Annotated in this window: 32 protein-coding genes; 15 read left to right on the top strand and 17 right to left on the bottom strand. The window is 54.4% G+C overall.

Going from position 1 to position 26,349, the window contains the following annotated elements:
* Positions 1-5: 5 nt before the first annotated feature.
* Positions 6-1,028, bottom strand: coding sequence for a permease (locus FIV00_RS26300; RefSeq protein WP_247649290.1), 1,023 nt, complete (start codon positions 1,026-1,028; stop codon positions 6-8).
* Between the two features lie 87 nt (positions 1,029-1,115).
* Between FIV00_RS26300 and FIV00_RS26295 the strand changes: the two genes are divergently transcribed.
* The 3 genes from FIV00_RS26295 (at position 1,116) to FIV00_RS30625 (ending at position 4,406) form a co-directional block, all read left to right on the top strand.
* Entirely contained in the window at positions 1,116-1,976 is an 861-nt protein-coding gene (locus FIV00_RS26295) for a LysR family transcriptional regulator (RefSeq protein WP_152503484.1), read from the top strand.
* 275 nt (positions 1,977-2,251) lie between these two features.
* Positions 2,252-3,967: a methyl-accepting chemotaxis protein gene (locus tag FIV00_RS26290; RefSeq protein WP_152503483.1), complete on the top strand. Its 1,716-nt coding sequence runs from the start codon at positions 2,252-2,254 to the stop codon at positions 3,965-3,967.
* A gap of 121 nt (positions 3,968-4,088) precedes the next feature.
* The gene (locus FIV00_RS30625; protein WP_371419556.1) at positions 4,089-4,406 is read left to right on the top strand and encodes a WYL domain-containing protein; all 318 of its coding nucleotides are present in this window, start codon (positions 4,089-4,091) and stop codon (positions 4,404-4,406) included.
* 143 nt (positions 4,407-4,549) lie between these two features.
* Here FIV00_RS30625 and FIV00_RS26285 read toward each other — a convergent pair whose 3' ends face one another.
* Both FIV00_RS26285 and FIV00_RS26280 read right to left on the bottom strand, forming a co-directional pair.
* Positions 4,550-4,966, bottom strand: a complete 417-nt coding sequence (locus tag FIV00_RS26285; RefSeq protein WP_152503482.1) for a DUF6855 family protein — start codon at positions 4,964-4,966, stop codon at positions 4,550-4,552.
* Positions 4,963-5,382: an SRPBCC domain-containing protein gene (locus FIV00_RS26280; protein WP_152503481.1), complete on the bottom strand. Its 420-nt coding sequence runs from the start codon at positions 5,380-5,382 to the stop codon at positions 4,963-4,965. Before FIV00_RS26280 ends, FIV00_RS26285 begins: the two co-directional genes overlap by 4 nt.
* Before the next feature lie 73 nt (positions 5,383-5,455).
* On the opposite strand from FIV00_RS26280, the gene FIV00_RS26275 reads away from it, so the two are divergent.
* The 4 genes from FIV00_RS26275 (at position 5,456) to FIV00_RS26260 (ending at position 8,156) form a co-directional block, all read left to right on the top strand.
* Positions 5,456-6,073, top strand: coding sequence for a YafY family protein (locus FIV00_RS26275; protein ID WP_152503480.1), 618 nt, complete (start codon positions 5,456-5,458; stop codon positions 6,071-6,073).
* Between the two features lie 209 nt (positions 6,074-6,282).
* Positions 6,283-6,957: a hypothetical protein gene (locus FIV00_RS26270; RefSeq protein ID WP_152503479.1), complete on the top strand. Its 675-nt coding sequence runs from the start codon at positions 6,283-6,285 to the stop codon at positions 6,955-6,957.
* Positions 6,958-7,034: 77 nt separating this feature from the next.
* Positions 7,035-7,385 carry a hypothetical protein gene (locus FIV00_RS26265; RefSeq protein ID WP_152503478.1) on the top strand — a complete coding sequence of 117 codons (351 nt, stop codon included), beginning with the start codon at positions 7,035-7,037 and terminating at the stop codon, positions 7,383-7,385.
* 93 nt (positions 7,386-7,478) lie between these two features.
* Positions 7,479-8,156: a DUF2161 domain-containing phosphodiesterase gene (locus FIV00_RS26260; RefSeq protein ID WP_152503477.1), complete on the top strand. Its 678-nt coding sequence runs from the start codon at positions 7,479-7,481 to the stop codon at positions 8,154-8,156.
* Between the two features lie 93 nt (positions 8,157-8,249).
* Here FIV00_RS26260 and FIV00_RS26255 read toward each other — a convergent pair whose 3' ends face one another.
* Positions 8,250-9,434, bottom strand: coding sequence for a multidrug effflux MFS transporter (locus FIV00_RS26255; RefSeq protein WP_152503476.1), 1,185 nt, complete (start codon positions 9,432-9,434; stop codon positions 8,250-8,252).
* 369 nt (positions 9,435-9,803) lie between these two features.
* Here FIV00_RS26255 and FIV00_RS26250 point away from each other — a divergent pair, with 369 nt between their 5' ends.
* Together FIV00_RS26250 and FIV00_RS26245 are read left to right on the top strand one after the other, a co-directional pair.
* Positions 9,804-10,568, top strand: coding sequence for an SDR family NAD(P)-dependent oxidoreductase (locus FIV00_RS26250; RefSeq protein ID WP_152503475.1), 765 nt, complete (start codon positions 9,804-9,806; stop codon positions 10,566-10,568).
* A 118-nt stretch (positions 10,569-10,686) separates the two neighbouring features.
* Positions 10,687-11,154 (top strand): MerR family transcriptional regulator, encoded by a 468-nt coding sequence (locus FIV00_RS26245; protein WP_152503474.1) that lies wholly within the window; start codon positions 10,687-10,689, stop codon positions 11,152-11,154.
* A 96-nt stretch (positions 11,155-11,250) separates the two neighbouring features.
* Here the strand turns inward: FIV00_RS26245 and FIV00_RS26240 are convergent, their stop codons facing one another.
* The 6 genes from FIV00_RS26240 to dctP form a co-directional block, all read right to left on the bottom strand.
* A complete protein-coding gene (locus tag FIV00_RS26240; RefSeq protein WP_152503473.1) occupies positions 11,251-11,781 on the bottom strand; it encodes a YbhB/YbcL family Raf kinase inhibitor-like protein in 531 nt (176 codons plus the stop codon).
* A gap of 102 nt (positions 11,782-11,883) precedes the next feature.
* A complete protein-coding gene (locus tag FIV00_RS26235; RefSeq protein WP_152503472.1) occupies positions 11,884-12,705 on the bottom strand; it encodes an AraC family transcriptional regulator in 822 nt (273 codons plus the stop codon).
* A 54-nt stretch (positions 12,706-12,759) separates the two neighbouring features.
* Positions 12,760-13,545 carry an Asp/Glu racemase gene (locus FIV00_RS26230; RefSeq protein ID WP_305773827.1) on the bottom strand — a complete coding sequence of 262 codons (786 nt, stop codon included), beginning with the start codon at positions 13,543-13,545 and terminating at the stop codon, positions 12,760-12,762.
* Between the two features lie 23 nt (positions 13,546-13,568).
* The gene (locus tag FIV00_RS26225) at positions 13,569-14,885 is read right to left on the bottom strand and encodes a TRAP transporter large permease (protein WP_152503471.1); all 1,317 of its coding nucleotides are present in this window, start codon (positions 14,883-14,885) and stop codon (positions 13,569-13,571) included.
* Positions 14,886-14,887: 2 nt separating this feature from the next.
* The gene (locus tag FIV00_RS26220) at positions 14,888-15,436 is read right to left on the bottom strand and encodes a TRAP transporter small permease (RefSeq protein ID WP_152503470.1); all 549 of its coding nucleotides are present in this window, start codon (positions 15,434-15,436) and stop codon (positions 14,888-14,890) included.
* 69 nt (positions 15,437-15,505) lie between these two features.
* Positions 15,506-16,486 carry a TRAP transporter substrate-binding protein DctP gene (dctP, locus tag FIV00_RS26215; RefSeq protein WP_152503469.1) on the bottom strand — a complete coding sequence of 327 codons (981 nt, stop codon included), beginning with the start codon at positions 16,484-16,486 and terminating at the stop codon, positions 15,506-15,508.
* Positions 16,487-16,617: 131 nt separating this feature from the next.
* Between dctP and FIV00_RS26210 the strand changes: the two genes are divergently transcribed.
* A complete protein-coding gene (locus FIV00_RS26210; RefSeq protein WP_152503468.1) occupies positions 16,618-17,265 on the top strand; it encodes a GntR family transcriptional regulator in 648 nt (215 codons plus the stop codon).
* 57 nt (positions 17,266-17,322) lie between these two features.
* On the opposite strand, the gene FIV00_RS26205 is transcribed toward FIV00_RS26210, so the two are convergent.
* From FIV00_RS26205 to FIV00_RS26195, 3 genes are read right to left on the bottom strand one after another with little or no spacing between them, the layout of a single operon-like run.
* Complete coding sequence (locus FIV00_RS26205) at positions 17,323-17,928, bottom strand: ATP-dependent Clp protease proteolytic subunit (RefSeq protein WP_152503467.1); 606 nt, start codon at positions 17,926-17,928, stop codon at positions 17,323-17,325.
* A 44-nt stretch (positions 17,929-17,972) separates the two neighbouring features.
* Complete coding sequence (locus FIV00_RS26200) at positions 17,973-18,359, bottom strand: SRPBCC domain-containing protein (protein ID WP_152503466.1); 387 nt, start codon at positions 18,357-18,359, stop codon at positions 17,973-17,975.
* On the bottom strand, positions 18,356-18,670 hold the full coding sequence (locus tag FIV00_RS26195; RefSeq protein ID WP_152503465.1) for a helix-turn-helix transcriptional regulator: 315 nt from the start codon (positions 18,668-18,670) through the stop codon (positions 18,356-18,358). The genes FIV00_RS26200 and FIV00_RS26195 overlap by 4 nt, the downstream gene beginning before the upstream one ends.
* Positions 18,671-18,974: 304 nt before the next feature.
* Here FIV00_RS26195 and FIV00_RS26190 point away from each other — a divergent pair, with 304 nt between their 5' ends.
* Both FIV00_RS26190 and FIV00_RS30620 read left to right on the top strand, forming a co-directional pair.
* Positions 18,975-19,439, top strand: a complete 465-nt coding sequence (locus FIV00_RS26190; RefSeq protein ID WP_152503464.1) for a DUF302 domain-containing protein — start codon at positions 18,975-18,977, stop codon at positions 19,437-19,439.
* 254 nt (positions 19,440-19,693) lie between these two features.
* On the top strand, positions 19,694-20,029 hold the full coding sequence (locus FIV00_RS30620; RefSeq protein WP_371419597.1) for an NUDIX domain-containing protein: 336 nt from the start codon (positions 19,694-19,696) through the stop codon (positions 20,027-20,029).
* Between the two features lie 218 nt (positions 20,030-20,247).
* Here FIV00_RS30620 and FIV00_RS26180 read toward each other — a convergent pair whose 3' ends face one another.
* On the bottom strand, positions 20,248-20,976 hold the full coding sequence (locus FIV00_RS26180) for an MOSC domain-containing protein (protein WP_152503463.1): 729 nt from the start codon (positions 20,974-20,976) through the stop codon (positions 20,248-20,250).
* A 236-nt stretch (positions 20,977-21,212) separates the two neighbouring features.
* Between FIV00_RS26180 and FIV00_RS26175 the strand changes: the two genes are divergently transcribed.
* The 3 genes from FIV00_RS26175 to FIV00_RS26165 all read left to right on the top strand — a co-directional run bounded on the left by FIV00_RS26175 (position 21,213) and on the right by FIV00_RS26165 (position 24,019).
* Positions 21,213-21,773 carry a GbsR/MarR family transcriptional regulator gene (locus FIV00_RS26175; protein WP_152503462.1) on the top strand — a complete coding sequence of 187 codons (561 nt, stop codon included), beginning with the start codon at positions 21,213-21,215 and terminating at the stop codon, positions 21,771-21,773.
* A gap of 72 nt (positions 21,774-21,845) precedes the next feature.
* Positions 21,846-22,514, top strand: a complete 669-nt coding sequence (locus FIV00_RS26170; protein WP_247649289.1) for a DUF4166 domain-containing protein — start codon at positions 21,846-21,848, stop codon at positions 22,512-22,514.
* Positions 22,514-24,019, top strand: coding sequence for a TIGR01777 family oxidoreductase (locus FIV00_RS26165; RefSeq protein ID WP_152503461.1), 1,506 nt, complete (start codon positions 22,514-22,516; stop codon positions 24,017-24,019). Before FIV00_RS26170 ends, FIV00_RS26165 begins: the two co-directional genes overlap by 1 nt.
* A 239-nt stretch (positions 24,020-24,258) precedes the next feature.
* Here the strand turns inward: FIV00_RS26165 and FIV00_RS26160 are convergent, their stop codons facing one another.
* The 3 genes from FIV00_RS26160 to FIV00_RS26150 form a co-directional block, all read right to left on the bottom strand.
* Positions 24,259-25,023, bottom strand: a complete 765-nt coding sequence (locus FIV00_RS26160) for a hypothetical protein (protein WP_152503460.1) — start codon at positions 25,021-25,023, stop codon at positions 24,259-24,261.
* Between the two features lie 301 nt (positions 25,024-25,324).
* On the bottom strand, positions 25,325-25,837 hold the full coding sequence (locus tag FIV00_RS26155; protein WP_152503459.1) for an aggregation factor core: 513 nt from the start codon (positions 25,835-25,837) through the stop codon (positions 25,325-25,327).
* 102 nt (positions 25,838-25,939) lie between these two features.
* Complete coding sequence (locus FIV00_RS26150; protein ID WP_209006713.1) at positions 25,940-26,320, bottom strand: hypothetical protein; 381 nt, start codon at positions 26,318-26,320, stop codon at positions 25,940-25,942.
* Positions 26,321-26,349 lie beyond the last annotated feature (29 nt).

Genomic DNA, 26,349 nt, shown 5'->3' with positions numbered 1-26,349 from the left:
CGAGACTACACAATCCATTGAAACGCATAGCCTGCGGCAAGTGACCCGAGAACAGCCAGGATCAGGTATAGCAAGAATGGTTTCAGCTTCAGAATTGGGGCAATTGCCATCGCGCCCCAGATGCTGACCACGCCGCCGGAGACCAGAAAAGCCATCGCTGCGCCGGGCGCCATTCCGTTGTCGATCAAACCTCTGGTTAGCGGCAGGGCCGCGTATCCATCGATATAAGCCGGTGCACCAACAAAGACGGCTGCCGGGATCGCCCACCATTGGTCTTCACCGACGTAAGCGGCAAGCGCGTCCGGCGTAAGCGCAGCGTTCAGGGCATATTCGGCTGCGAATGCGGGAACCAGACAGATGACGATCAATCGTGATGTTGCCAGAAACTGCGCGGCGAACGCGCTCCTGCGCGAGGGTGTCTGCCAGACCCAAGGATCATAACTGACGTCACCGGCACAACGTTTGGTACTCAGCCGTTGAGCGAGCCCGGTATCACGCAACGCAGATTTGGCCCAGGGGCGCTGGGCAAAAAGGGCTGTTATCGCGCCGCCGAACAGTCCAAGGCCAAAGGCGGCAACAGTTTTGCCCACCGCAAAGGATAGTCCGAGTGTTGCAGCCGTTGTTGCAAGCATCGCCGGGTCGGTGACCGGAGACGAAAGCCAGAACGCCATGATCGGGGCAAGGGGCACGCCGGCAGCAAGCAGACCTGCCATCATCGGCAGCACCGTCACACCGCAAACCGGTGTAATTGCTCCGATCAGGGCAGCGGCGAAGATGGTTTTCCCGGTTCGCCCGTCAAATACGCTGGCAATATGGGCATCCGCTCCGCTGGCGATGATCCATGCCGTCAAGAGAATTCCCGGGATGACAATGGGAGCCACACTGATCAAACCCCAGGAAACGAAGACAGCCACATTCAAGGCCTGTTCCGGCCAGTTGAAACCCGCGGCGATCAGGATCGCAAGACCACAACCGTAAACGGCCAGGTACCTTCTCTTTTGCGTCATCGGGACTGCGTGATCAGCCATGGCGAATTCTCCTTTGGCCTTGCAGCCTAAGGAACAAAGAGACATATATGAAACGGATAGTTTTAATACCAGATATTGAAAAAACAAATGCAAAACCTCGACAGCGAGTTGCTGCGTACCTTTCTGGCAGTTGCCCATACGGGCAGCGTGACAGACGGTGCGGCGAAAATTCACCGTTCGCAATCGGCCACCAGCATCCAGATCAAGCGGTTGGAAGAAATTCTTGGTCAACCCGTTTTCGAGCGCCACGGGCGGGGCGTTGTGTTGACCGACGTCGGGCGGACGCTCGTACCCGTCGCGCAGGATGTTACCTCACGCCTTGATGCCGTGTTGCGCGATCTTAAAGATGTCAGGATTGAGGGCAAACTTCGTCTCGGAATCCCCGACGATCATGGCCGGGCAAGGCTGACGCGGATCATCGCAGACTTTGCTCGCCAGCACCCGGCAGTGGAACTCGATGTTACTTGCGCGATCAGCGCAGGGTTTCCTGAGGCACTTCACAAGAAAGATCTTGATCTGGCCATCTATGAGGTCAGTGCCTCAGGCCCTGGTGAAGAAATTCTGGCCGAGGACCCCACATGCTGGGTATGCGCACGCGACCATGATTTTTCAGGCGTCGATGTGCTTCCGGTCGCCCTGTTCGATGTTTCCTGTTGGTGGCGTGACGCTGCTATCAAGTCTCTGGAAGACAGCGGCAAGTCCTATCGCATCGCCTATTCCAGTCAAAGCGTCTCCGGCGTTGTCGCCGCGGTCGAAGCGGGAATTGCAATAGGGGTTCTGGGTCGCTCCTCTCTCCATGCAGGACTGAAAGTCGTCAATCAAGCCTACAATCTTGCTCTGACGCCGACATCAAAACTGGTCATGGCGTCAGCCGACCTCAATGACAGCAAACCACGGGCAACGATGAAATCCACCATTCGCGCCGCGTTTCTTGATCAAAGCTCATAGAAACAAAGCGGTGCGATACCCTTTTTGCGATTTCAGCCTGAGCTTGAGGCGGTTTCAGATCTGAATTGCCGATGCGTAAAAGCGTGTTCGCGCTCCTCGTATTGTAAGAAATACGAAGAAAAAGATCACTGAACTGAAGGATTGCACTCATAAGTTAGTTGGATTGGGGATATTCTATTTTTGAGGGTGGGTTGGTTTTATTTGCTCCAAGTATTTACACTTAATTTAGGACAATGCCTTCAAGTTCTGCCTGTAGATTCTCTAGGGTGGGCTTCATGCGAAATTTCTTTTCCTCACTGAGCGTTACATCATCTCTCGCTTTGACCAGTGCGACCTTGCTGACGCTTTCAATGTTGATTGTGGGTGCGATCGTTTATCAGGTTGCCTCCAATCAGGCTCAGACGACCGCCATGCAAAAGCAGGATGCCAACCTGCGGATTGCTGCCACGATCATGTCGAAAGAAATCGACGGCACGAAACTGGCTTGGACGGCGGATGACAAGGTCAAGCGCGTTGAATTGCCGGCGATTCCAGAGTTCGCTGACCACACGATGATCGATTCCATCGGCAGAATGACCGGTGAAACAGCAACGGTCTTTGCCTGGGATCCTGAGTCTCGAGACTTCTGGCGCAAGTCGACAAACATTATCAAGGGCGACGGCAAGCGAGCTGTCGGCACGCCGCTGGGTCAGAACGGCGCCGTCTATCCGGTCGTGACCAACGGAAAGACATTTCACGGCCAGGCGACAATCCTCGGCAAGGACTACTACACGGTCTACCAGCCAATTTTCACCGCAGGCGGTGACATCATCGGCATTCTCTATGCCGGTGTTCTGAAGTCGGCAGTCCAGGCCAATGTGTCGGAGATCATGTCCCGGTTTCTGCTGCTGGCCCTGCCGGTTGTTCTCGTAGCTGTTGGTCTTTTGGTGTTTGTCATTCAGCGCCAGCTGCGCCCCATTGGCCGACTGACCAATGTGACAGAGGAAATTGCAGCAGACGCCACTGATATGGAGATACCGTTCACGGATCGTGAGGATCAGATCGGCAAGCTTGCTAATGCGTTGTCGACACTGCGGGCAAGGTCGCGGGAGCGTAATGCGCTGAGCGACCAGCAACAGCATGCAGAGGCTGCTGCGACGGAGCGCCAGGACCAGGTCAATCAGTTGGTCGAGCAGTTCCGGGCAAATGTCGCGAGCGTGCTTGGTCACGTGAATGAAAATGTTTCACAACTCGACCAGACTGCCGAAAAGCTGTCCAAACTGTCGGAAGAAAGTTCCGGTCGCGCGACCGAGACCCAGTCTTCTGCTGAAGAGACAACAAACAGTGTTCAGATGGTTGCCAGTGCCGCAGAAGAGCTTTCCGCATCCATTTCGGAAATCTCGCGCCAGGTTGCCCAGACAAGCGACGTGGTTGAACGCGCGACCGAGGAAACGCAGAACACCAATTCCAAGGTTGAGGGCCTTGCGGCATCTGCAACCAAGATCGGTGAAGTTGTCACTCTGATTCAGGCAATTGCCGAGCAGACAAACCTCCTTGCTCTCAACGCCACTATCGAGGCTGCCAGAGCGGGTGAGCACGGCAAGGGTTTTGCGGTCGTTGCATCCGAGGTCAAGGAACTGGCGACCCAGACATCGAAAGCCACCGAGGAAATCGGCGCCCAGATCGCCGCCATCCAGGACGCAACCAAAGAGTCTGTCCAGGCCATCACGGGCATTACGGAAATCATGGCCGAGGTAAACACCTATACAAACTCCATTGCAACGGCGGTCCAGGAGCAGGGATCTGCGACACAGGAAATCACGCAGAACGCCCAATTGGCGGCCAATGGCACGACATTCGTGTCCAGCTGCATGACGGATTTGTCTGGTGCTGTTAATGAGACGTCCAACTCGGCCAGCGAAGTGCTTCAGGCGTCCGGAAGCCTGTCCAGCCGGACTGCGGAACTTGAAACTGAAGTGGACACGTTCCTGAAAAACGTCGCAGCGGCTTAGTTCAGCAAAAACTGACCTGAGTGCCTGCTGGTCAAACCGGCAGGAAAGGATCGAAACCGGGGGCAACAGCCTCCGGTTTTTTGCGTCTTATCGACCGGCACATGAATGGAGAGATCTTCATATGCCCATTGAGACGGCGTTCAGTTCGCTGCGACTGCTTTCGCCCTTTCTGCCAGTCCTCTCAGGTTGCCGAACGTTTCGACAGTGCATTGCTGTGGCACGCCAACAGGGCGCGGTATCGCCTGCAACTGAGCTACATAGATCGGGACGGAAGTGCCAAGGACCGTATGGTTTGGCCCTTGCTGATCGCCTTCTTGGGCAGGACGAGGTACTCGTGGGCTGGTGTGAGAAGAGAGGAGACTTCAGGCATTTCAAAACGGACCGGATCGAAGAGCTCAAGGTCCTCGCGGAGAAGTATCCGGCAGGCGGGCTGCCCTGATGAAGGTTTGGGAGGAAGCAACTTCCAGGCAAAATCAGGGGTGAACCAGCTCGCGCACGGGCCGGCGCATTCGGTGACAAACCACGAACCCAATGCACCCTGCGCGGTTGGTATGGAAAGCGCCTCTTTCGTCCCGGCAGTCCTCAAATGGCCCGAACGCGATTGTTGCGGGCGTTGTGCTCCAGTTCAACCAGGCCCAGAAGTTCCATTGTCGGGCTCACATAGTTTGCGAAGCGACCTCGGTAACCCTTACGCAGGCCGTAATAGCCACCGACCGGATTGTCGTCCGACCTGGCCCAATGCTCCAACGTTCCCTCCTTGGTTGGTTTGCCTTCGTCGGCATTGCCGAGCGGCATCCAGTCACCATGGGCCTTCAGCATGGCATGGGCATCTTCCAGGGCACGCAATTGATAGGAGAGACGTGTCTTGCCAACCTGCACGACGAGTGCGGGAGGATCCAGTGTCTCGTCTTTCCAGACTTCAAACTCCGAGGAATGTGGTGGCGTCTTGAGGATCCAGGGATCGTCCTGCGTACCGGATCCATAGGTTACATCGGTCATTGCGTTTCTGCCTTTGTTTTCAAAGCCTCGGCGAACTTGATGAAACTGGGTGTCAGGTCCGGCATTGATTTGGTGATCATGCCGGACATCGGCCCAGTGAAAACCTCTTTCATTGAAAAGGTGCATCCACCTGTAGCTGGGGTCAGGCTGAATGAGCGTGTGCCGGTGAAAAGTCCAAACGGCATGCCACCTGTCCAAACCATGCGGCCTGGCGGTTCAAAGGTTTGAACCCTCAGTGCGAATGTCCTCTCCGGTGCCACTTCGGATCTGATTTTTATTTTTGCACCAGGTGCCATGTCACCTTCAAAATGCAGAAGGCCGAAAGTCTCTGGAACCCTGGGTAGTTCCTTGGTCAATATGTGCCAGACAGCGTCTGGCGATACAGAAATTTCGATCTGAGTTTCATAGGTTTTCACGGCGTATCCTCAACTTGACGCCTGAGCCCTAGCATTTCTAATATGACATCTTCTGTCATGTTTGAAAGACTGCATGCGCGCTGCCCGTCTCCTCCAGATCCTGTTGTTGCTCCAAAATCGGGGCAGGCAAACCTCCGTGCAGCTTGCCGAGGAATTGGAAGTCGCACCGCGAACCATCCTCAGGGATGTCGATGCCATGACGGAAGCCGGGCTGCCCATTATCGTCTTCCAGGGCAATCAGGGCGGCATCGAGCTTGGTTTCAACTATCGCACCCGCTTGACCGGACTGGCGGAAGACGAGGCCAAGGCATTGGGGCTTATTCTCGCTGCGGAAAACCCGATGATCGATGCTTTGGGGTTGAGGCAGGCAGCCAAGCAGGCACGCGCCAAACTGATCGAGAGCTTCCCTGATCGGACGCGCGAACACATCGCGGCAATGACGGCGCGATTCACTCTTGTGCCTGAAACACTTGCGGATGATCCTCGTATCCGCGCGCTGGCTCTGGCGGTGCAAGACTGTAAGACGGTTCGGATACGGTTCACCTCCAGCGCCGAACAGACAATTCATCCAACAGCCATGGAAATGACCGCACAGGCCTGGAGGGTGAAAGACGAACTGACCGGATTGTGGATTGAACAATTCGACTGGGGGCGGGTGAATATCTCTGCAAAGCGCTTTTCGTCAGAATAGACTTCAGCGTATGCTCTTTTTCACAAAAAAAGGGCCGGAAGATGCAGATCAAGAGACCTAATTTCGCCGAACTAAGAAGGCTCGGCCAGTGTGCACTGCCAATTCGGTTTTGTGCATTTGGCTTGTTTATAGCTCTGTTGGTTTTGCCTGATAGCGTTGCTGCACAAAGTGGCTTTTCCTTCGGTGCTGACAATCAGGGAGCCCCGATCGTGCGCCCCGGCTTTGGCGATGCCGGGCTAACAGACAAAAATGATCGCCCTGAGCCCGGTACGGCTGGGCGCGGCGACTATGCAGCCTTTCTCGGACGCCTGTCCATAATTGAGCCGGCAATGGATGTTGGCGGGCTCTGGACCGTTTTCCGAGTGACCCAACTTTTGTGCAACGCGCTTCACACGGGTGAGGCGAGCCTTGCAGAAGTTGCCCCAAAAGGCTTTGTTCTCGCGCGCGCCGACATTCACGAACTCGGGTTTGGAGGGGACAACTGGAACAAGGACTGGTACGCGATCACGGTCACTGGAGATGCTGAAAAGGATGAAGCCGCTGGTCATCCGATTTGGCGGGTCAAATATGGCGAAGACGGACGCTTGAGCTCTTGCGGTGTTTCAATAGGCTCCCCTTCAGCGAACCAGGACAGCGACGCGGATGAGGCCGCCAGGGAGGGTGCGATCCGGTTCATGTATACCGGGTTGCCGCAATCACTCTTCGGGATCATCACGGAGCCGCGCTTTGCCGGCCTTTATCCTTTGAGCCCTTTTGAGGCGATAGAGATGGCGACCCCTTGCGGCGGCAGCTGGTGCCGGATCTCCACCATCTACAATTTTCAGCCTGACTATTGGCAGGTCTCAAGCATCATCAATTTCGGACTTGCTGTGAAGGCGGAATGAGAGGTTTCGTTGACGCGTCTGAGAGCGATCCACTCTTTAGCCTTGCTTGATAAGGTGAAATTTAAGCGAGACTTGCCATGCCCACCTTCGTGAAAGCGCTTGCCAGCTGCGTTCTGCTGCTCCTTCTCGGATCCCATGGGCTTGCCAAAGATCTTTTGACTTCGACTGAAGCCGAAGAGCGGGTGGAAACCAGCTACTTGAAAGATCAGCCAATCGACTTGCGCGTTCGGCGGGAGCTGACCATCGAACGACCGTATGGATGGGTTGTATATGTCGCGCCTGCGAGGCTTCTTGAAACTGGAAACGACAATGATCTCGCGCCGGGAATCGGACCGCTTTATGTTTTGAAGAACGGCACGGTCATACCACTGCCAACCCACCTGCCGCCTGATGTCTCCATCAAGCAGTTTGAAAAATCACTCAAGTGACAGAGAACGAAGCAGGTCTGTAAGAAGCGCGGAATGTCATTGCAACCAACGTCATCGATTGCCCGGGCTCTTCCCTCTTATTAGGTTGTCGGAATGAGTCGTATTTTGGAAACGGACCTTTATGGCCCCGTAAAGGACTTCCTAAGCAATCAGGGCTACGAGGTCAAAGGGGAAGTGGCATCTGCAGATATCGTCGCTTGCCGCGGCGAGGATGAACCGGTCATCGTCGAACTCAAGACGGGCTTCACGTTGAGCCTTTTCCATCAGGCGATTGATCGTCAATCGATCACAGATGCTGTCTATGTTGCTGTCGCGCGAGGCAAAGGCCGCCGGTTTCAGGCAGCCCTCAAGAGCAATGTCAAACTTGCCCGGCGTTTGGGTGTGGGGCTCATCACTGTGCGGGTGTCGGATGGTCTTGTGGAAGTGCATCTCGATCCCGGGCCCTATGCACCGCGCAAATCCAAGCCGCGCAAGGCGCGCTTGCTTAGGGAGTTCTCGCGCCGTGTCGGTGATCCGAACAAGGGCGGCTCAACGCGAACCACATTGGTGACCGCCTATCGACAGGATGCGATGCGTTGCGCCACATATCTTGCTGCCAACGGGCCGAGCCGAGGTGCTGAAGTTGCGAAATCAACCGGCGTTGAACAGGCAACCAGAATGATGGCAGACGATCACTACGGGTGGTTTGAAAGAGTGGAGCGAGGCGTTTACGGGCTAAGCCCGAGAGGCCGGGAGACTGCCGAGAGCTGGACGAATGACGTTGCATCTTAGGTCTCCGCGATCAAAGGGTGAGTCGGGCAGCAAATCGTCCTTGCCTGATTAATCTCCAGCATTTCCAGCAAAGCTGCCGGATGCGATCTGGAACTATACCGGTGATTTCAATCTTGCTGCGCAAATGGCAAGGAACAGGCCAGCCAGAACGGCAGCCAGCATCAGCACCAGAAGCGCCCGCGCGCTGTCGGTCTCCGGCATCAGAAAGCCGGTCGCAGCGGTCAGTATGGCACCGGCTGCCACGACCATCGCACCGCTTATGCCGGCTGCGCTGCCCGCAAGTTCTTTGCGTATCGACATCGCACCGGTATTGCTTCCCGGCATCGTGATGCCATTGCCGATGCCAACAAAAATCGTGCTGGCAAAAAACAACAAAGGCGAAGTGTGACCAGCACTGAAAAGCACTAGGCCGACTGTCAGCCCCGCGCAGGCTACCAATCGACCTGCAATCATCATCGTGGTAAGCTCGAACCTTGAGCCGTAGCGGCCCGCGATAAAACCGCCAAACATGAAACCTAGCGTTATTGTCCCGATATAGATGCCGAGTTCAGCTGTCGAAACACTGAACGCGGCCATAGCGACAAGAGGCACCCCGGTCAAAAAGATGTAGAACGCGCCGACGGTGAATGCGCTGCAAAGTGAGTAGGCCCAAAACAACGGTTCCCGCATGAGAGCACTTGTTTTGGCCGGTGCAGCATCTGGCTGGTTCCGATTGATCCGTCTCGTTTCGCCCAGATCGAACCAGCAGATCACAAAAAGAATGAACCCGGACGCTGCATAGAAAACAAACGTCGCGCGCCACCCGAATGCTGTATCGAGCACACCCCCGACCACTGGCCCGAGCATGGGCGCCAGGGCCATTGACATGCCAATGTATCCAATCAGGCTGACCGCTTGGCCTTCAGAGCGGGTGTCTCGGACGATGGCCATGGAAAGCGTGTAACCGGCAGTCACGCCGCCTTGCAGCATTCGAAAAAACAGGAAGGTGCCGATGTCTTGCGACAAGACACAGCCGACGGAGGAAACTGCAAAGACCAAAACGGTGACCAGCAACACGGGCCGCCGTCCAATCCGGTCGGACAAGGGCCCGACAATGAGTTGAACAAAAGCAGTGATCGCCAGATACCCGGAAATGGACCAACTGACTGTGGCGAAATCCGTTTCCAGATCCACAGCAATGCCGGTCAGCGACGGCATGAACATGTTGAGCGACAGCGGCGAGAAACCTGTCAACAGGATCAGCGTGAGCAAATGAGGTGGAGTCTTGATCTTGTTCATATTGGGTCAGAGCGCCGGAGACATAAAAAAACCCCGAACTTAGCCGGGGGCGCGGAAGGGCGGACAAGGAAAGCCTTATCGAACCACGCGTTTCACAAACACCACGCTGAGGACTGGAATTGCCACGTATTGTCTCCTGTTGAAACAAGGCTAATCACATGTCTGCCCTATTCACAACCGTAAGCTCAACACGGCTTTTGGTTTGGTGGTTCTCCAGATCCACCCTTTGCAGCGCGTCACGCTGTTGGTCGGTTTGTGAAAGACATATGCAAGCAATAAAAAAAGAGCTTGACCCTGACACTAGTGTCAAGCCGCTAGGCCTGTCTGCTCATCAAGGCAACAAAGCATTGCAGACAGGACAAAAGAGAAATGAAACCGAACGACATCTGGCGGGATAGGGTCGCAATAATAACTGGCGGCAGCTCCGGCATAGGCAGAGCAACCGCACTATCGTTGGCGGAACAAGGGGCGAAGGTGCTGATAACGGGCCGCAACGAAAACAGGCTTGCCGAGGTGGCAAGTATCAGCGATGCAATTGAAACCTTGCGGGCCGACAGTGCAGACATCGAGAGTGGCGCACGCATCGTTGCGGCTGCTACCGATCGGTGGGGTCGCCTTGATCTGATCGTCAACAATTCAGGTGCCGGTCAACCTCTGCCTATCGAAGCCTATGATGCCGACGTCATTGCGAACATGTCCGCGGTAAATCTCGTGGCGCCGTCATTGTTGATAAAGGCGGCATTTGCGGCTCTGGCCGAAAGCAAGGGAGCTGTGGTGAACATTGGGACAGCGGTCTCTCGCAACGCTGCGCCGATGCTGGCGCACTATGCAGCAACCAAGGCGGCGCTGGAGCATTTGACGGCGTCTTGGGCCATTGAACTGGCGGGAGACGGTATTCGGGTGAACGCCGTTGCGCCAGGGCCGGTCAAAAGCGGAGCCTTGACCGGCATGATGGGATTGCCGGAAGAGATGGCTCAACAAATCGAAAAACAGGAAGCTGATCAGGTTCCGCTCGGCCGCAGAGGCGTGGTTGCCGACATTGTGCCTTGGATATTGCGATTGGGCAGTTCGGAAAACCAATGGCTGACTGGCCAGACGGTGACCATAGATGGTGGTTGGAGTTTGCGAGGCTGAGAGTGTTCGTGATCCGGGTGGACGGGTCTCATTCGCCCGGACCACCTGAAGCACGGACCACTTGAAGCACGGACCTGAGATTGACACATGTGTCGGGATCGTTCGAAAGGGGATTGAGATGCAGGCCAAAGAAGCAGCGGAAAGCCTCGGCATTACACAACGCATGTTGCGCCACTATGAGAATGAAGGCTTGATGGAGGTGGCGCGCACGGAGAACGGCTACCGACACTATAGTGAGGCTGACCTGCGCCGTGCAGCGCGTATCCGGGACTTTGTGGCAATCGGGTTTTCCACCCGCGAAATCCGCGCTATGCGCGCCTGTCTGTCGGATGAGGGAGCCGGTCCGTGTGAAGGTGGCATCGACAAACTGTTGGAAAAGCTTGAGCATATCGACCGGCTCAAGGCCGATCTGGACGAACGCCGTGCTGCAGTTCTGGAACGTCTTCAGGTATTGCGCCAGGGTCTTGCCGCTGCTGACACACAAGATGAACCACTGGCAAAAGCGGCTGACCGTCTTGCTTCCATGTATGGGCGTACTGAAACGGACCTTGGCGAACCAGGTCAAAACCGTGCAATGCTGGACTGACCGGAACCACTGATTTCCAAAGTGAACTCCGGTTCTCAGAAGGACGCCCATTGCTCGGATGCAAGCGCTTCGGCCTGAAGCCGAAGCGCTGATTACTCAACGATTGTAAACCGCGGTGATGGTTGAAGAGGCGAGGCTGTTGGCATTGACCATGAAGCCTGCCAGTGCGTTGCTGACGGAATTGTCCAGGTCCAGTTTCGTGCCCAGTGCATGAACAGTGAATTGGTAACGATGCACCTCTCCAGGAGGCGGGCATGCGCCGCCAAAACCGGTCGCACCATAGTCGTTGGAAAGTTCGATGCTGCCTGACGGCAATGCTTCACCTCCCGGCAACTCCGTGACACCGACTGGGATGTTGAACGCGAACCAGTGCCACCAACCGGAACCGGTCGGAGCATCCGGATCGTAAACGGTCACAGCAAAGCTTTTGGTGCCTTCCGGGGCACCTGACCAGGTGAGCGTCGGCGCGGTGTTGCTGCCTTCACAGCCAAAGCCTTGGAAGACATAGGCATTGCTGAGCTGTTGGCCTTCGGCGATGTCGGGGCTGGACAGGGTGAACTCGTTTGCCAGTGCCGGGCTGATCATCGTCGCGGCCAAAAGGGCAGAAAGAACCATATTTCGGATCATGTCGATTTCCTTTCCGGAAAGTTGCGAAGTTGATGAGGCCAAACTTAGTCTCCACAACAAACAGCCGCTTCCGGTTGGCAATCAGGAAATGTCGAATTTCGATCAATCTGGCGATAATCGAATGTCTTTTGGCTTTATTCCGAATCTTTTGCGAAAAGCGTCTGAAAAATGAGACGGCGTTTTAAACCCGCATTCCAGTGCGATCTCGGACACTTGTGCATCCGTCGTTTGCAGCAGACTCAATCCGTGTTCCAGGCGCGTGTTCAGGAGGATCTTTGCAAATCCCTGGCCTGTCGAAGCCAGCCATCGGCGCATTGTTGCTTCGCTCATGGCAAAGTGCTGCGCAACTTCCTTTGCCATCCAGGGATGGCTCAAATCGGCTTCGATCAAGCTGCGCACCTGACTGATCGGCTCATCCTGAACTTGCGTCGGCAACAGAAATCCTTTGCTGCGTAGCCATATCAAAGGTTCAATCAGCCGATGCTGCCTTATGGGTTCCGGCAGATGTTCATTTGCCAGCGTTTCCTGGATCAATGTCAGGATTTCAGATGGGCAATGGTCTCCAGCACGCACGATCTGCACATCCGAAGCAGCCTTTGGCCTCGGCAGATCCGAAAAAACGGCATCGACCAGATCATGCGTGAAACATACCCCTAAGGCGCGATAGTCATCATCCATCACCGGACGGTTTTCCATTGTGACGATGGAACCTGGCGGGAAGATCATCAGGTCGCCTTCCTCGCCCAGCATCTCACCCTGTCTCGGACTCACTATGAATTTGCTGCCGCGTTGAATGAAGAAGAGAAAAGTCAGTCGGAAATAGAGCTCCGTAAAGGTCGCCGTTGTGGCTTGTGTGATCGGATAGATCGAAACCTTCTGGGTTTCGGGCTGGTCGACATCGCCTGTCTTTATTCTTCTATTCATCTGTGCGCCTGAAACTCGATTATGCCCGGCGCACTATAGAGCAGTTCATCGGTTTCAGGCGACGTCGCGCAAGGTTGCCGGCAGACCGTTAGACAAGAGCGCACCGCCTCCGGGAGCGACTTCTGTCAGATTGAGGTTGCGCAAGATCTGTCGCGTGGTCGCCACGGCCGCTGACAGCGTTGGCAAACCTGACGCACGCTCAATCATTTCAATGGACGGCAGCGATGGCATCTGCACACAGGCAGAGGCAACGATTGCATCAGCACCACGCACATCCAACTTGCGCCACAGCTCGGAAGGGGCAGTCGGATCTTGTGAGGCAACATCCAGATTGTCGGGAATTTCCAGTGCCAGGAAGTCTTGCACCTCAATGCCCTCGTTTTCTATGTAGTCCACCACCATCCTGGTCAGCGGTTTCATGTAGGGGCAAATGATGGAGACCTTCTTTGCTCCCAATTCCTTCAAGCTGTCGATCAACGCGCCGGCTGAGTTTAAAACGGGTGTGACGCATCCGTTTTCTGCTGCCGCCTTTTCCAGCTTTACGCGTGAGTGTCGATGGTAACCAGGGCCCATCGACATGATGGCAACCAGGCAGGCGTAAGCCTGCACTTCGACCGCGGCATCAGACAGCTCCACGGCGCAGCGCTCGCTATCGTAATCCATCGCTTCAAGTTCTTCTTTTACGACGCTCTTCATGCGCATCCGGGAAGAATGAAAGGTGAAGCGGTCTGGAAGGATTGTTTCGCGAGCTTTCAGCAGTGCTGGAATTTCAGTTTCCATGGTCACGTTTGAACTGGGAACGATCAATCCGACGCGGCGGTATTGTGTGGCAAAGGACATGTTACTTCCTTTCAATGATGGATTTACAGAGCAGGGCCCATGACGGCTTCGGGCAGCCAGGTGGCAATGCCGGGGAAGACGCAAAGCAGCACAATCGCTATCACCATGCAGGCGACGAAAGGCAGTGAGCCGCGCAGGATTGTCCTGAGCGAGATATCAGGAGCGATACCGTTGATCACATAAAGGTTCAGACCGACGGGCGGGGAGATCAGTCCGATCTCCATATTGATTGTCAGGATCACAGCAAACCAGATGGGATCAAATCCAGCCGTTGTGATGATTGGCAAGAGGATTGGTGCCGCCATCAGGATCACGGCAACAGGTGGCAGAAAAAAGCCGGCAATGATGAGGAAGATGTTGATCGCGATCATCAAAACCCAAGGGTTCACATCCAGTGTGCCGATCCAGGTTGCGATGCTCTGCGTGATGAAGAGGCTCGACAACATGTATGAAAACACGCCTGCCGCCGCTATGATGAACAGGATCATCACGCTTTCTTTTGTGCTGTCCTGCAGGATCATCCAGATCTTGCGAACGTCCCACAATTTGTAGATCGCAATTGCAATGACGAGGCACAATACGGCACCGACAGCAGCAGTTTCAGATGGAGTGGCGACACCGCCATACATCGTGTAAAGCACACCGATAATGATGGCGATGAACGGCAATACTCTCGGCAAAACCTCGAACTTAGCGCGCCAGGAATAGGTTCGAGCAGTCAGCAATGACGTGTCACCGGACCTCCAGGTTGCATAAAGCGACCAGGCCATGAAAAGCCCGACCAACAAGAGCCCTGGAAACACTCCGGCCAGAAAGAGGCGACCAATCGAGGTTTCTGTTGCGATGCCATAGACGATCATCGTAACCGAAGGCGGGATCAGGATACCAAGCGTTCCGCCTGCTGCGATGGAACCTGTTGCAATTCCTTCAGGATAGCCACGCTTGCGCATCTCTGGAATCCCCATCTTGCCGATGGCAGCACAGGTGGCGGGGCTTGAGCCGGACATAGCTGCGAACAGCGCACAAGCGCCCAGGTTCGATATCACCAGGCCGCCCGGCACACGGGTCAGCCATCTTTCCAGAGCTTCGTATAGGTCCGCACCGGCGCGGGTCGAGGCGATGGAGGCTCCCATGATGATGAACATCGGGATGGATAAAAGCGCAAAACTGTCGAGCTTGCCGAAGAAGATCTCCGGCATCAGCTCAAGTGACCGCATTCCGTCGAAGACGACCAGAAAACCCGCCGAAACAATCATCAATCCAACGGCGACTGATACGCCCGAGAACAGAACAAGGATGGTGCACACGCCGACCAATGTGCCAAGAATGAGAGGGTCCATGGCTACGCCTCCAGGCCGAATGGCGTCTCGGATTTTGTCAGCAGCGCGACAAAATCTGCGGAAAGTTGCAACAGCAACAGACCAAATCCGACAGGGAGCGAAAGATAGGGAATCCATAGCGGAACGGCTGTAACCGTGTCCGATGTCCAACCCCGCGACAGAGCAAAGTGCCAATACTCGTAGCCATAAAACAGCATCACCGCAGTGATGATGATAGATCCGCTAAGTGTGAAACACGCCAGGCCGAAGCGCGCCTGTGCACGGAGCGCCATTGGGATCAGATCAACGTTCACGTGACCCCGCTGGCACTGCACGAAAGGCAGTCCGACCAGGGTCGCGGCAATGACGAGATAAACGACGATCTCTGTCTGCCAAACGGTTGAGCCATTCAAGACAAAACGAACGAAAATCATTTGGCAGGTCAGGAGCACTGCACCCAGTATCATTAAGGCAGACGCCCAGCCCGCAACGGTTGATATCTTTTGAACGATACGGACAAACGGATTTGTGCTTGCGGGTTGCACATAAGTGGAGGGAGCATGGCTAGCCATGTCGCGCGTCCTTTCAGTCTCGGGAGAGAAAGCCGGGACCCCGAAAGGAAGCCCCGGTATGGCCGGGTGTCACTCTACGGCCAGAGCCTTGTCCAGCAGGTCCTGGCCACCTGGAACATCATCAACAAAGGCCTTGTAGGACGTGTTCTGTGCAAGGGCTTGCCAAGCCGCGAAGTCTTCCGCTGTCATTTCCGCGATCTCGACACCTGCTTGCCGGAAAACCTCGACCGATGCGGCATCCTGCAGCTTGGCCTGTTCCAGGTAGAATGCTTCGGCCTTCTTTGCGGCATCAAGCAGAGCGGCTTGTTGCTCGCTTGTAAGACCCTCGAAAGTCGATTTGTTCATCAGCAACGGCTGATACAGAAACCAGAGAGCAATGTCGGAAGCAGGGGTGTAGCACGAGACCTGTTCAAAGATGCGATAGGACACAAACGAAGAAGACGATGTGTTCGCTGCATCCAAGACACCTGTCTGCATGGCCGAATAAATTTCGGATGACGCCATTGACGTGATCGATGCGCCTGCGCCCACGAGCATTTGTTCGAAGGATTTGCCAGCTGCACGCGTTTGCAGGCCTTCAACGTCGTTGGGATTGGTGATGCATTTGTCTTTGCCGACAAAACCACCGGCGAGATAGCCATGGACAAGCACCATGACGTCATCTTCGGCCATCTTTTCCTCCAGCGCCGCCATAAACGGAGACTGGCTCAGACGTGCAGCGTGGTCGTGGTTCTTAACCAGACCGGGCATGAGCGTAAGATTGAACGAAGGCTGCTGACCACCTGCATAGGACAGCGGGAAAACAGTCATATCCAATTGACCGCGAGATAGAGGCCGATACTGCTCCCTAGGCTTGAAGAGCGATTTCGACGGGAAAATCTTGATCTCCAGATCAACATCTGCTGCAGCCACTTCATCCGCAACGATCTGGGCCACCTCGTGGCGCACATCGCTCGTCGACCACTGATGGGACAAGCGAAGTTCCTCAGCCTGGGCTGTACCTCCCAGAAGCATCAGGGTCAGCGTCGAATATTTCAAAAGATTGTTCATGACGGGTCCTCCTTATGGATGCTTAAATAATTTATATGTATACATATAGCAATTAAAAATATTTATATAAGATTTTTTTGTATGGAAATGGCGGTCGACAATCTGTAGAAGAATCGAAGAAAGGACGGAAAATGGCGCGCGCATCCGACAAGCTCATCGAGCAACTAAAACATGAGATTTTCAGTGGTTTGCTGAAGCCGGGTGATCAACTCGAAGAGGCGGACCTGGCCAAACGTTTCGGTGTTAGCCGCACACCGATCCGCGAGGCCATAAGGTCGATGGTTGATACTGGCCTTCTGGAAACCCGGCCTCGTAAAGGGGCAATAGTGCGCGTTCTGACGGCCAAGGAGCTCAGCGATCTCTTTGAAGTCGCTGCCGAACTCGAAGGCATGGCTGCCCGACTGGCAAGCGAAAACCTGACCGCATCACATCGGGAAACGATCCAAAGTGGATTGCAGCAATGCGTGGACGCAGCCGAAGCAGAGGACATCCCTGAATACGCGAAAGCGAACCTGGCGTTTCACTCAGCCATTCATCATGCCAGTGGAAACGAATGGCTTTGCAATCAACTGGAGCAGATCCAGGCGCGCATCAATGTCTACAGGTTGATGCCATATAAAGTGGTCGGCCGATTGGAAAAGTCCGTTGAGGAGCACCAAGCCATCGCGGACGCGATTTTCGGCAAGGACGGCAAATCCGCAAATACGCTGATGCGTGACCATATGATGCTTCAAGGTGCACGGTTGCCAAGTCTCCTAAGAGCTATGGAAGAATTCTGAAATTTCAGACGGCTTTCTTTCTCGATTTTTTTCGTTTGAGGCGATCCAGGCGACCGCTCAATCAACCAGGTCCTGTTTCGACAGGATGCGGTCGACCAGGCCCCAGTCCAGGGCTTCTTCCGGCGTCATGAAGTGGTCCCGGTCCATGGCACGTTCAAACTCTTCAAATGAGCGGTTGCAGTGCTCGGCATAGAGACGTGTCATGTGCTGTTTTGTGCGTAGGATTTCTTCCGCATGGATTGCCATGTCGGAGGCCTGACCCTGGAAGCCACCTGATGGTTGATGGATCAAGATGTTGGCATTGGGCAGTATAGCCCGTTCGCCTGGTTCACCGGCCATCAGCAGAAACGACCCCATGGAACGTGCCGTTCCCATGCAGAGTGTGTGAACGGGCGCTTGGATGTGGTGCATTGTGTCGTACATCGCGAAACCGCTGGTGACCATGCCGCCGGGCGAATTGATATAGAGCTGAACGGGCTTCTTCGGACTTTCTGCTTCCAGAAACAACAGCTGTGCGCAGACAAGAGCTGACACGGTGTCGTTCACCTCACCGTTGAGAAATATGATCCGCTCCCGAAGCAGTCGGGAATAAATGTCGAAAGACCGTTCGCCTCGACTGGATTGTTCCACGACCATAGGGACGAGTTGTGCCGCTTCGCGCATGGGCGAACTCCTGTGTCTTGTTGATGTCGGTTGTCAGTACGGTGTCAGGCAGCGCACATCATGATCGGCTCGTTGTTGTTTGCGGCCTTTGTTTCCATCGGTATTTGCGTGTCGGCGAGACGATGAATGATCTTGAGAACACTGCGGCCATTTCCGTCCGGCCTCAGTTGAAATGCCACAACACTTTCAAGATATGGCGGGGTGCTGTCCTTCATTCGGTAGGAGACCTCTTCACCTCCAACCTCCGCAAGAGGTTCAGCCTCCACGAGGTCTTTGCCGGGCAACCACTGCTCTCTGAATTCCGGGATCGTAATGGCGCGCCAAACCTTTTCCGGCGGAGCATCGAGTTTGTACTCCAGAATGAGATCGGTTGCCTCATTGCCGGCAAGGATTTTTGCTACAGCATCTGCATCCGGTTCCTGGTTGCTCATTGATCCATGTCCTTCAAAAGGGTTCTCAACGCATCGATGCGTTCTGGCCAATAGGCGCGATATTTCGCCAGCCAGTTCGCAATAAGAGCCAGACCGTCCGGGTCGACTTCGTAGTTGACGAACCGCCCGTTCCGTTCCTGCCTTACAAGCTTGGCCTGGTGAAGGACCGCGAGGTGTTGCGACATTGCAGGTTGGCTGATCTTCAAGCCCTCGCGCAAAGAACTCGCATTCATGCTTCCAGTCGCCAATTTCTCAAAAATTGCGCGCCGTGTCGGGTCTGCCAAAGCTTTGAATATGTCATTTTCAATCATGACAACACATAAGCATGGACTTATGTAATATGCAAGCACGTTTGTTCCGGTGCGTTTCAGGGTGCGAGCCCGGCACGTGAGGCGTCGTTTTGGTGCCCCGTGAGAATGTAGCGAACGCGGGGGTTTGGCCTATGACGCAAGATTGATCAAGCACAGCAATGGCAGGTAGGTGCCGTTTCCGGAGGCGTTGGACAATGCTCGCCAAAGCTTGCAACTCCAGCCTTATCATCACCACGAAGTTTTGATTGGTTTGGCGCGCGAATTTGCGGTGCATTGCAACCGTTCAATAATTTATCTGGAGTCGATGATGTCTAAAACTACTCTTGCAGCGATCGTTGGCGCTGGTCTTATGGTCGCCAATGCGGGGACCGCGCTGGCGGAAGACAGCACGCTTGTCAGGGTTTCAAGCCCACATTCTGTTTCGGAAACGATCGACAAGTTGAGTGCCGCGGTCGAGAACGCCGGTGCCAAGGTCTTTGCACGCATTGATCATGCCAAAGGCGGCAAGAGTGTCGACATGGAGATACCCGACAACGAGGTTCTTATTTTTGGTAATCCGAAGCTCGGAACGCCAATTATTCGCGACGCGCAGGCAGCCGGCCTTGATTTGCCTATCCGCGTGTCAGCAATCGAAACACCTGATGGAACCATCATTTTGTATCGCTCACCGGTTGCCTTCGCCGGTGCGCACGGTCTGCCGGAAGATCATCCGTCCGTCGTCGCCATGACCGGTGCGCTCAAAAAACTGACGTCAAAGGCGGCAGAATAGCGGTCTGAAACACTCTGCAATGCCAGACATCCGTCTGCCTTCAAACGCAGGCGGGTGCGTATAGCGGGACACGTTCTTTGAGCCATAACGGTGTAGAGGTGTCCGGAGCAGTGATCTGAGCTCAAGATAAGGCTTGTCTAGGTCGCATTGAGAATTGGTTTCAATAGAACATTAGAAAAGTTTCGTTGTCGCAAAGTGGATCAAAAATAATTCTTTATCATCGAGCATCATTGATCTCGATTTTACGAGACAATGTGCCCCACATAAAATTTCCCAATTTTTGGGATCTTCCTGGTGGTGGCATTGAAGCCTGTGAAACTCCCTTCGAAGCAGTGCAACGAGAAGTAGCCGAGGAACTTGGGCTGGCGATTGACTCCAAGAACATTGTTTGGGCCAAAACGTACACAAACACCGTAGGGCTTTCTTCTTACTTCTTCGCGGCTCCCGTTAGCTGCAGACAGATAGATAAGATTGAATTCGGCGAAGAGGGGCAGAGATGGGATCTAATGCCTTCTGCGCAATTCTGTACAAGTGAAACAGTTGTTCCTCATTTTCGGGCCCGTGTCGCGGAATTCTTCGCACAGCTCTGAATGAATTCTAGCTACGATTCTTCTTCAATGGTTGCGTTGTTTTGATTAGGCAAACTTCTTGCAACCTCTACCGTCCGAGATTTATTCCACCGAGAAACATTGCTCGGGTGGAAGGGCGAAGTTCTCTGCTAATCTAGGAGATCAAGCATCTGAGAAATATCTCTCCAGAAACTGAGCTTTTTGGCTCGAGTAGCTGTTTTCAAGGAAAGATTAGGCGGCTAAATTCCTAGCTCCTGGTTGTTTGCGCGTAATGCCCTTTCAGAACCGATCTCCACATCTTGCCCGACGGCAATTGTGCCCGCCTTTAGAACTCTGGCATAAACGCCAAAGTCGACCTCAAAATCACGAGCGATCGACTTCAATATTCGAGGGTCGAATTCCAGGTCCTCCTGCTCAGCTGTCACCATTCTGCACCGTTCTGTTTTGTGAGTGATCAGCAGTCGTGTGTCGCCGATCGTCAGGACGCTTCCCACAAGGTCACTTGCGCTCAGATGACCAATATCTTCCAGAATGACGTTGGCCCGAAATCGGCGCACGTCTATCTTGGAACCCGGCAGGGACTTTTGCAGTTTCTCAAGGTCTGAGGAAAGCAGCAGGTGAACCGGGCTGTCGTCAAAATGCGATTGCTCTGTTTCACGACGAATTTTCACCGGCTGTCCAAGGCATTGAGAAAGGCGGTGATCGATGTCATCTGCCACGACGTCGATCGCTCGCCCGTCCGGGAATTCAACTGTCGGTGCGTCACCCTTCGTGACTGCGCGCAAAGACAGAAGGTTGTCGATCCGCGTGAACCTTCGTGTGTTTTTGCCGCTGCCGAATTTACCGGTTTCATCGATGATGGCGTATTGGCGGTCGCCGACAACACCTCTTTCATCAATTGCGAGAGATTGGCGCTTTTCGCCCAGAAGGGATTTGACCGGATATCGCCAAAGCGCCTGAATTCTCACATCTGACCTCTTCGGGAAATTGAACTATTTTTGCCGCTCACGGTGAGCTGAAGGAGATGGTGACGTAGATTGCATAGAGAAGTCCAGGAGATTGCAACCCTGGCAGTCAGATGTAGGGGATCTCCAGTGCATATCTTGCCATTGTAAAGGGGCGAGGTTGAAGGACCTCCACTTTGATAATCTGCTGTCAATCTGAGGGGATTGACATTCAGTCGGTTTAATCAGATATTTCTGTCATGACAGAAATTGCCGACAAATCTGAAAACTCCTCGAAGGAAAAGTTCATCCTTTATTGGGGAGACATGGGTAGCCAATGGGGCGTTAATCGCTCTGTAGCGCAGATCCACGCGTTACTCTATCTCAGCGCAGCACCTTTGAATGCTGAGCAGATTTCAGAGGAACTCGGCATTGCCCGATCTAATGTGTCCAACTCTCTGAAGGAACTTGTCGGCTGGCGCCTCATTCAACGGGTTCCGGTTGCTGGCGACAGGAGAGAGCATTTTGTCGCCGAGACCGACGTATGGGAAATGGCGCTACTGATCGCAAGGGGGCGCAAGGAACGGGAAATCGATCCAGCTATCCGTGCAATTGAAATCTGCGTCGACCAGGCGGGTGGAGAAACAGGTCTTGACCCTGTGGCCTTGAAACGCATGCAGGAAATGCATGACTTCTTGACAACGGCTGACCGGTGGTCAGCTCAAATGCTGAGTGTTCCCAAATCGAAACTCGCCACTTTGATGAAGATGGGTGACAAAGTCTTTTCACTCTTGAAGATTGGCGGCAAGTCCAAGAGTTAGCCGTTCTTTTTATTTAGATAGTTATTTCTCTTTATACAGAAATAACGGACACAACAGGAGGGAGTGCATAAAGTGAGGAAGGACAACTCAGCTTTACGCGATGTGGCAAACCCGATGCCGAAAACGTATCAGGATCGTCGCTTTAGCGACCTTCTGGGCGACGCGGCCTGGTCTGCACTTCCATCTTCGGTCAAACGCCGATTTGGCAAACGGCTCAGCAACGGCGCGAGTGTCGTCTACCAGGGGCGGGTGGTCTCGATCCGAATGAACCTTGTCGGGCGATTGCTGGCCCAGGTTGCGCGTTTGGTAGGTGGTCCGCTGCCCTTCGACCTGTCGTCGGCCAATCAACCCGCGGTCGTGTCGGTAACCGAAGACATTGCAGGTGATGGTCAGTTCTGGGTCCGTCAATATGGACGCGCCGCTGGCTTTCCTCAGGTCATTCACAGCTCGAAGCGTTTTGGCGGACCGACAGGCATCGAAGAATACATTGGGGCAGGGATCGGGATCGCCTTACAGGTAAGTGCCTCCAAAGAGGGGCTCATTTTTGAAAGCGATCATTACTTTGTGCAGTTAGGTGCAGCACGTTTGTGCCTGCCGGTCTGGTTTGCGCCCGGCAAGCTGACCATCACCCACCGTGATCTTGGAAAGAAGAGTTTCGTGTTTTCGCTGTCTTTGAAGAGCCGTCTGTTCGGTGAGCTGATCCAGCAGGACGCGCTCTTTCATGATATGGAGGACGACTGATGGACAGTCCCTTGCTCTGGTCTTTGATTTCCGTTCAGATTTTCATGGGTGGTTTTGACACGATTGTGCATCACGAAGGCAGCGAGCGGCTGGCCTGGCGCACATCCCAGAAAACGGAATTGCGTTTGCACAGTATCCGCAATTTCTTCTACGCAATAATCTTCCTGTGTTTCGGTTGGACCGAGCCGCATGGGTTTTTCACAGTAGCCCTGTCATTCATTCTCGTCCTTGAAGTGCTGATAACGCTTTGGGACTTTGTCGAAGAGGATCTGACGCGCAAACTGCCCTGGACCGAGCGCATCAACCACACTTTGCTGGCATTGAACTACGGTGCAATTCTAGCTCTGGCCGCGCCGGTTCTCTGGGAATGGTCATTGCGTTCCACCGCGATTTACCCAGCCAATTATGGTTGGTGGAGCGTGATGGCAACTCTGGCAGCCCTGGGGGTCGGCCTTTTCAGTGCGCGTGATTTGTTGGCGGCTACCAGAAGCGAAAGACTGGAAAGGGGGAACGCGGCTGCCCTGGCCGCAGGCCTGCCGCCGCGCCAGCATATTTTGGTCACTGGCGGGACGGGGTTTGTCGGCAGGCGGCTTGTGGAATGCCTCGTCGTTTCCGGCCATTATGTCACCGTTCTGACCCGAAATCTGAAGGGTCTTGATGAGCTTGCGCATCCCGTTCGCGTGATTACGAGCCTTGATCAAATTCACAACGCAGACCGTTTGGACGCTATCGTGAACCTTGCAGGAGAGCCTGTGGCAAACGGCCTCTGGACGGCAAGAAAACGGGCTCGGATCGTCAACTCACGGGTTAAGACCACGAAAGCACTTCAAGAGCTCATCAGACGATTGGACCGCAAACCGGCCTGTCTTGTCAGCGGATCTGCGGTTGGCTGGTACGGTCTTCGCGGAGATGAGCTTCTTACGGAAGACGCCGATCCAGATCCCGCATTCGTCCATGAAGTATGCGATCAATGGGAACGGTCAGCGGCTGCAATCGGCCAGTTAAATGTTCGTGTTGTCATCCTCCGGATCGGTCTCGTCCTTGGCGTGGAAGGTGGCATGCTCGCGAGGCTCTTGACGCCATTTGAGTTCTTCGGAGGAGGTGTGATGGGGACGGGCCGGCAATGGATGTCCTGGGTCGAGCATGATGACCTGATCCGCGTCATTGTTCGTGCGATGTCTGACACCAGCTTGAGGGGCGTTGTCAATGCCACAGCGCCTGAACCCGTTCGGAACGTTGAATTCACTCAGGCACTTGCTCAAGCGCTAAACCGGATCGCGTTACTGCATTTCCCCGCATGGCTTTTGTCCAGCACGCTTGGGGATTTGGGCCGGGAGACCATGCTGGGAGGTCAGCGCGTTGTTCCGGCCAAACTGACAAGGTCAGGTTTCAGGTTCCGCCACCCACAAATGGAACCGATGCTGTTGGCAGTTACCGGAGCCAGGAAACCGCGGCCAGGCAGCGTGGGTCAAGATGGCCGGTCTCCAGCGAGATCTGCACCATAGGTAAAGCTTCTTGTTGGCCTGCTGCGATAGAAGGCGTCACGGGGTGCCCGATGAGACAGCGCCTTTGGTGGGTGCGGCCATGATTTGCAGAAAAACGTGTCGTTTGGTGTGACAATGAAGTGTGACAGTGAAAACCAAGGTTTGGATGTTTGATCCGTCGGTCCGATATTTTGCTTGTCGCAGCTGTTGAGGGCACGCTGAAATCGGTTATGCCGTGTGAGCGGCACTCACAAATCGAGCTACAAGCCGTTGCATAGGATGTCATCATATTCCGGTCGGCCAAGTGCGTCTGGCGCAGCCAGAATACGTTCCGTGACGCAGTCGCGTTGAAGCCAGCTGCCAATCCGCTTCGCCGCATCCGGGTGGTCTTCCAGAAACGCGTTGTCGTAATATACGGTACCATCCTTTGAGCCGAGCTCCATACGAAGACTCGCCAGATGAACTGCCACCAGGGCACCGGTGTTACGATCAATGATCTCAAGTGCCTTGTTCAGGTCGCCACCCGCCAGAACGATCATTGCAAGCACGCTTCCGATATCGAATTCCAGCCTAAGGCCAACGGGCCATTCCAGAAGGCGGCCCTGTTGAAGACAGGCTTCCAGAAAAGCATCGAAGAATGCATCAACCGCCTCTTTCTCGGTTTCCGGCCATACGTCGCGATACCCTTTCAGCCGTGTCAGACAGACTTCCAGATCCAGGTAAGAGGGTGGTTGGCAGTGTCCGATCAGGTCAAAGTATTTTGGCAAAAAATATTTGAATTCAGTCTCTATCTGGTCCCTGTTGTAGCCGTGTGCGGAGTTGGTGTATTCCGACAGCAGATCGACACCGATATCCTTCAAGGGAAGGCTGGATAGTTTTGCGGCAACCTCAGGTGTCATGCATGAGGGGCAATCGCAGTAGACAATCGTCCCGGTAAGGCGGTACCGACCGAAAACCACGTAGGAATTATCGATGGCGTCTTGGAGAGGCGCTGTAATGACCGGTTCTATCTTATCCCAAAACATAACCGAAGCACTCCTTTGCGCGGTCCGCTAAAGGCCGTTTGCATGCCCGTGTAAGGTCCGGCGGCATCCCTAGGATCGCCCGATAAAGGGGATTGACCGCGCTGTGAAAGCCCGCAAACCAATCTGGGTTTTTTCGCTGATTGCGCCTTGAGCACAATCGTTCACCGAGCGGCCGGAACGCAGATTATTATGAACGCATACCTTAGCGCCAAGGACTTTTCGGGTCGAGAGAACCCGGTTTCACGTTTGCGGCTAACAGCAGGCGAGGTGTCCCGATATCGTGGGTAGGCTGTGTTGTGCGCTAACACGCACGGGTGACGCTTGCGCGTGCAACGGAAGAAAACGTCGCAAAGGCTTTCTCTTTGTCGTTCCGGTATATGACCGTCGCCCCTTCGATTTCAGAGCCGGAAACGGTGATGGCCCGCTGTCCCTTCGTATCATCAACATCGATCGTGAAGGCGATTGCCGCGCCTGGGGCAAGATCTGAAATGCTCAGTTCGATCTTTGTCTGGCCGTCCAGCACATCGGGTACTTTTGCCAGAGCATCGGCCCCCTCGATCAGTTCGAACGGTTGGAACACTTCGACGCCGGCCCCTTGGTTCGTGACGTCAAAAATCAGACCGGCCGAAGACGTTGCAAGGTCAAGTGTGATGGATGAATTGGTTATGGAACACACTCCGATGTTTTCGAACCGAAACGCGTCCTTGGGAGCGCCTTCTTTAAAATCGACGCGCAAATCGGCTTGGGCGGCACTCGACAACAAGAGCGCAGCGGTTGCAATCGACGTTACCGCGAGGTGCTTTGTGAAATTCATGACGGCCTCCAGCATAAAACAAACAATGCTCGAGATACGTCCCGCTGCTGAAAGCGGATCATCGCATAGCCACCGGTATTGGCATAGTTGCCGCTCGTAACCTTACGGGTTGAGAACGATCACCTTGGTCTGGCCACCATTGCAGGTGTAACAGCAGCTTGAGCAACGGTTCCGGTTCTTGTAACCGACGCCCCAATAAAGGTTCGACCGGTTGCGAACCCAGGCGCCGTAGCAGATCTTCTCGCCGCTCCGGCACGAGATGCTGATCGTTTTGACGGAGTAATCGTCGAGCACGTAAATCTTGTTGTTGCCGGGCCAGACATGTCCGCGCCGGCTGTCTGAATAAAGTTCAACATCCACGATTTTTGAATGCTTGCTTTCAAATCGCCACATCAGCGTTTCTGCCGAAACAGGTACAACGCCGGTGACGAGATAAACAAATGAGAACACCAAAAAAGCGGCGCTCACCAGCCCCTTGCGCATATTATCCCCCCAATGAAACCTCACCGGCA

This window comes from Labrenzia sp. THAF82 (genome assembly GCF_009363435.1).
Taxonomy (GTDB): Bacteria; Pseudomonadota; Alphaproteobacteria; order Rhizobiales; family Stappiaceae; genus Roseibium; species Roseibium porphyridii.
Note: the sequence above shows the minus strand (reverse complement) of the source record. Positions and strands in the feature narration are given on the sequence as shown.

Bases quoted from the DNA above. Each gene is read 5' to 3' on its own strand.
- FIV00_RS26265 (WP_152503478.1), top strand. From the start codon at position 7,035: ATGCCCACCTTCGTGAAAGCGCTTGCCAGCTGCGTTCTGCTGCTCCTT.
- FIV00_RS26240 (WP_152503473.1), bottom strand. From the start codon at position 11,781: ATGATCCGAAATATGGTTCTTTCTGCCCTTTTGGCCGCGACGATGATC.
- FIV00_RS26150 (WP_209006713.1), bottom strand. From the start codon at position 26,320: ATGCGCAAGGGGCTGGTGAGCGCCGCTTTTTTGGTGTTCTCATTTGTT.
- FIV00_RS26275 (WP_152503480.1), top strand. From the start codon at position 5,456: ATGCGCGCTGCCCGTCTCCTCCAGATCCTGTTGTTGCTCCAAAATCGG.
- dctP (WP_152503469.1), bottom strand. From the start codon at position 16,486: ATGAACAATCTTTTGAAATATTCGACGCTGACCCTGATGCTTCTGGGA.
- FIV00_RS26255 (WP_152503476.1), bottom strand. From the start codon at position 9,434: ATGAACAAGATCAAGACTCCACCTCATTTGCTCACGCTGATCCTGTTG.
- FIV00_RS26175 (WP_152503462.1), top strand. From the start codon at position 21,213: ATGACAGAAATTGCCGACAAATCTGAAAACTCCTCGAAGGAAAAGTTC.
- FIV00_RS26295 (WP_152503484.1), top strand. From the start codon at position 1,116: ATGCAAAACCTCGACAGCGAGTTGCTGCGTACCTTTCTGGCAGTTGCC.
- FIV00_RS26195 (WP_152503465.1), bottom strand. From the start codon at position 18,670: ATGATTGAAAATGACATATTCAAAGCTTTGGCAGACCCGACACGGCGC.
- FIV00_RS26290 (WP_152503483.1), top strand. From the start codon at position 2,252: ATGCGAAATTTCTTTTCCTCACTGAGCGTTACATCATCTCTCGCTTTG.
- FIV00_RS30625 (WP_371419556.1), top strand. From the start codon at position 4,089: ATGCCCATTGAGACGGCGTTCAGTTCGCTGCGACTGCTTTCGCCCTTT.
- FIV00_RS26285 (WP_152503482.1), bottom strand. From the start codon at position 4,966: ATGACCGATGTAACCTATGGATCCGGTACGCAGGACGATCCCTGGATC.
- FIV00_RS26300 (WP_247649290.1), bottom strand. From the start codon at position 1,028: ATGGCTGATCACGCAGTCCCGATGACGCAAAAGAGAAGGTACCTGGCC.
- FIV00_RS26260 (WP_152503477.1), top strand. From the start codon at position 7,479: ATGAGTCGTATTTTGGAAACGGACCTTTATGGCCCCGTAAAGGACTTC.
- FIV00_RS26160 (WP_152503460.1), bottom strand. From the start codon at position 25,023: ATGTTTTGGGATAAGATAGAACCGGTCATTACAGCGCCTCTCCAAGAC.
- FIV00_RS26250 (WP_152503475.1), top strand. From the start codon at position 9,804: ATGAAACCGAACGACATCTGGCGGGATAGGGTCGCAATAATAACTGGC.
- FIV00_RS26245 (WP_152503474.1), top strand. From the start codon at position 10,687: ATGCAGGCCAAAGAAGCAGCGGAAAGCCTCGGCATTACACAACGCATG.
- FIV00_RS26235 (WP_152503472.1), bottom strand. From the start codon at position 12,705: ATGAATAGAAGAATAAAGACAGGCGATGTCGACCAGCCCGAAACCCAG.
- FIV00_RS26210 (WP_152503468.1), top strand. From the start codon at position 16,618: ATGGCGCGCGCATCCGACAAGCTCATCGAGCAACTAAAACATGAGATT.
- FIV00_RS26200 (WP_152503466.1), bottom strand. From the start codon at position 18,359: ATGAGCAACCAGGAACCGGATGCAGATGCTGTAGCAAAAATCCTTGCC.
- FIV00_RS26225 (WP_152503471.1), bottom strand. From the start codon at position 14,885: ATGGACCCTCTCATTCTTGGCACATTGGTCGGCGTGTGCACCATCCTT.
- FIV00_RS26220 (WP_152503470.1), bottom strand. From the start codon at position 15,436: ATGGCTAGCCATGCTCCCTCCACTTATGTGCAACCCGCAAGCACAAAT.
- FIV00_RS26205 (WP_152503467.1), bottom strand. From the start codon at position 17,928: ATGCGCGAAGCGGCACAACTCGTCCCTATGGTCGTGGAACAATCCAGT.
- FIV00_RS26155 (WP_152503459.1), bottom strand. From the start codon at position 25,837: ATGAATTTCACAAAGCACCTCGCGGTAACGTCGATTGCAACCGCTGCG.
- FIV00_RS26165 (WP_152503461.1), top strand. From the start codon at position 22,514: ATGGACAGTCCCTTGCTCTGGTCTTTGATTTCCGTTCAGATTTTCATG.
- FIV00_RS26230 (WP_305773827.1), bottom strand. From the start codon at position 13,545: ATGTCCTTTGCCACACAATACCGCCGCGTCGGATTGATCGTTCCCAGT.
- FIV00_RS26190 (WP_152503464.1), top strand. From the start codon at position 18,975: ATGATGTCTAAAACTACTCTTGCAGCGATCGTTGGCGCTGGTCTTATG.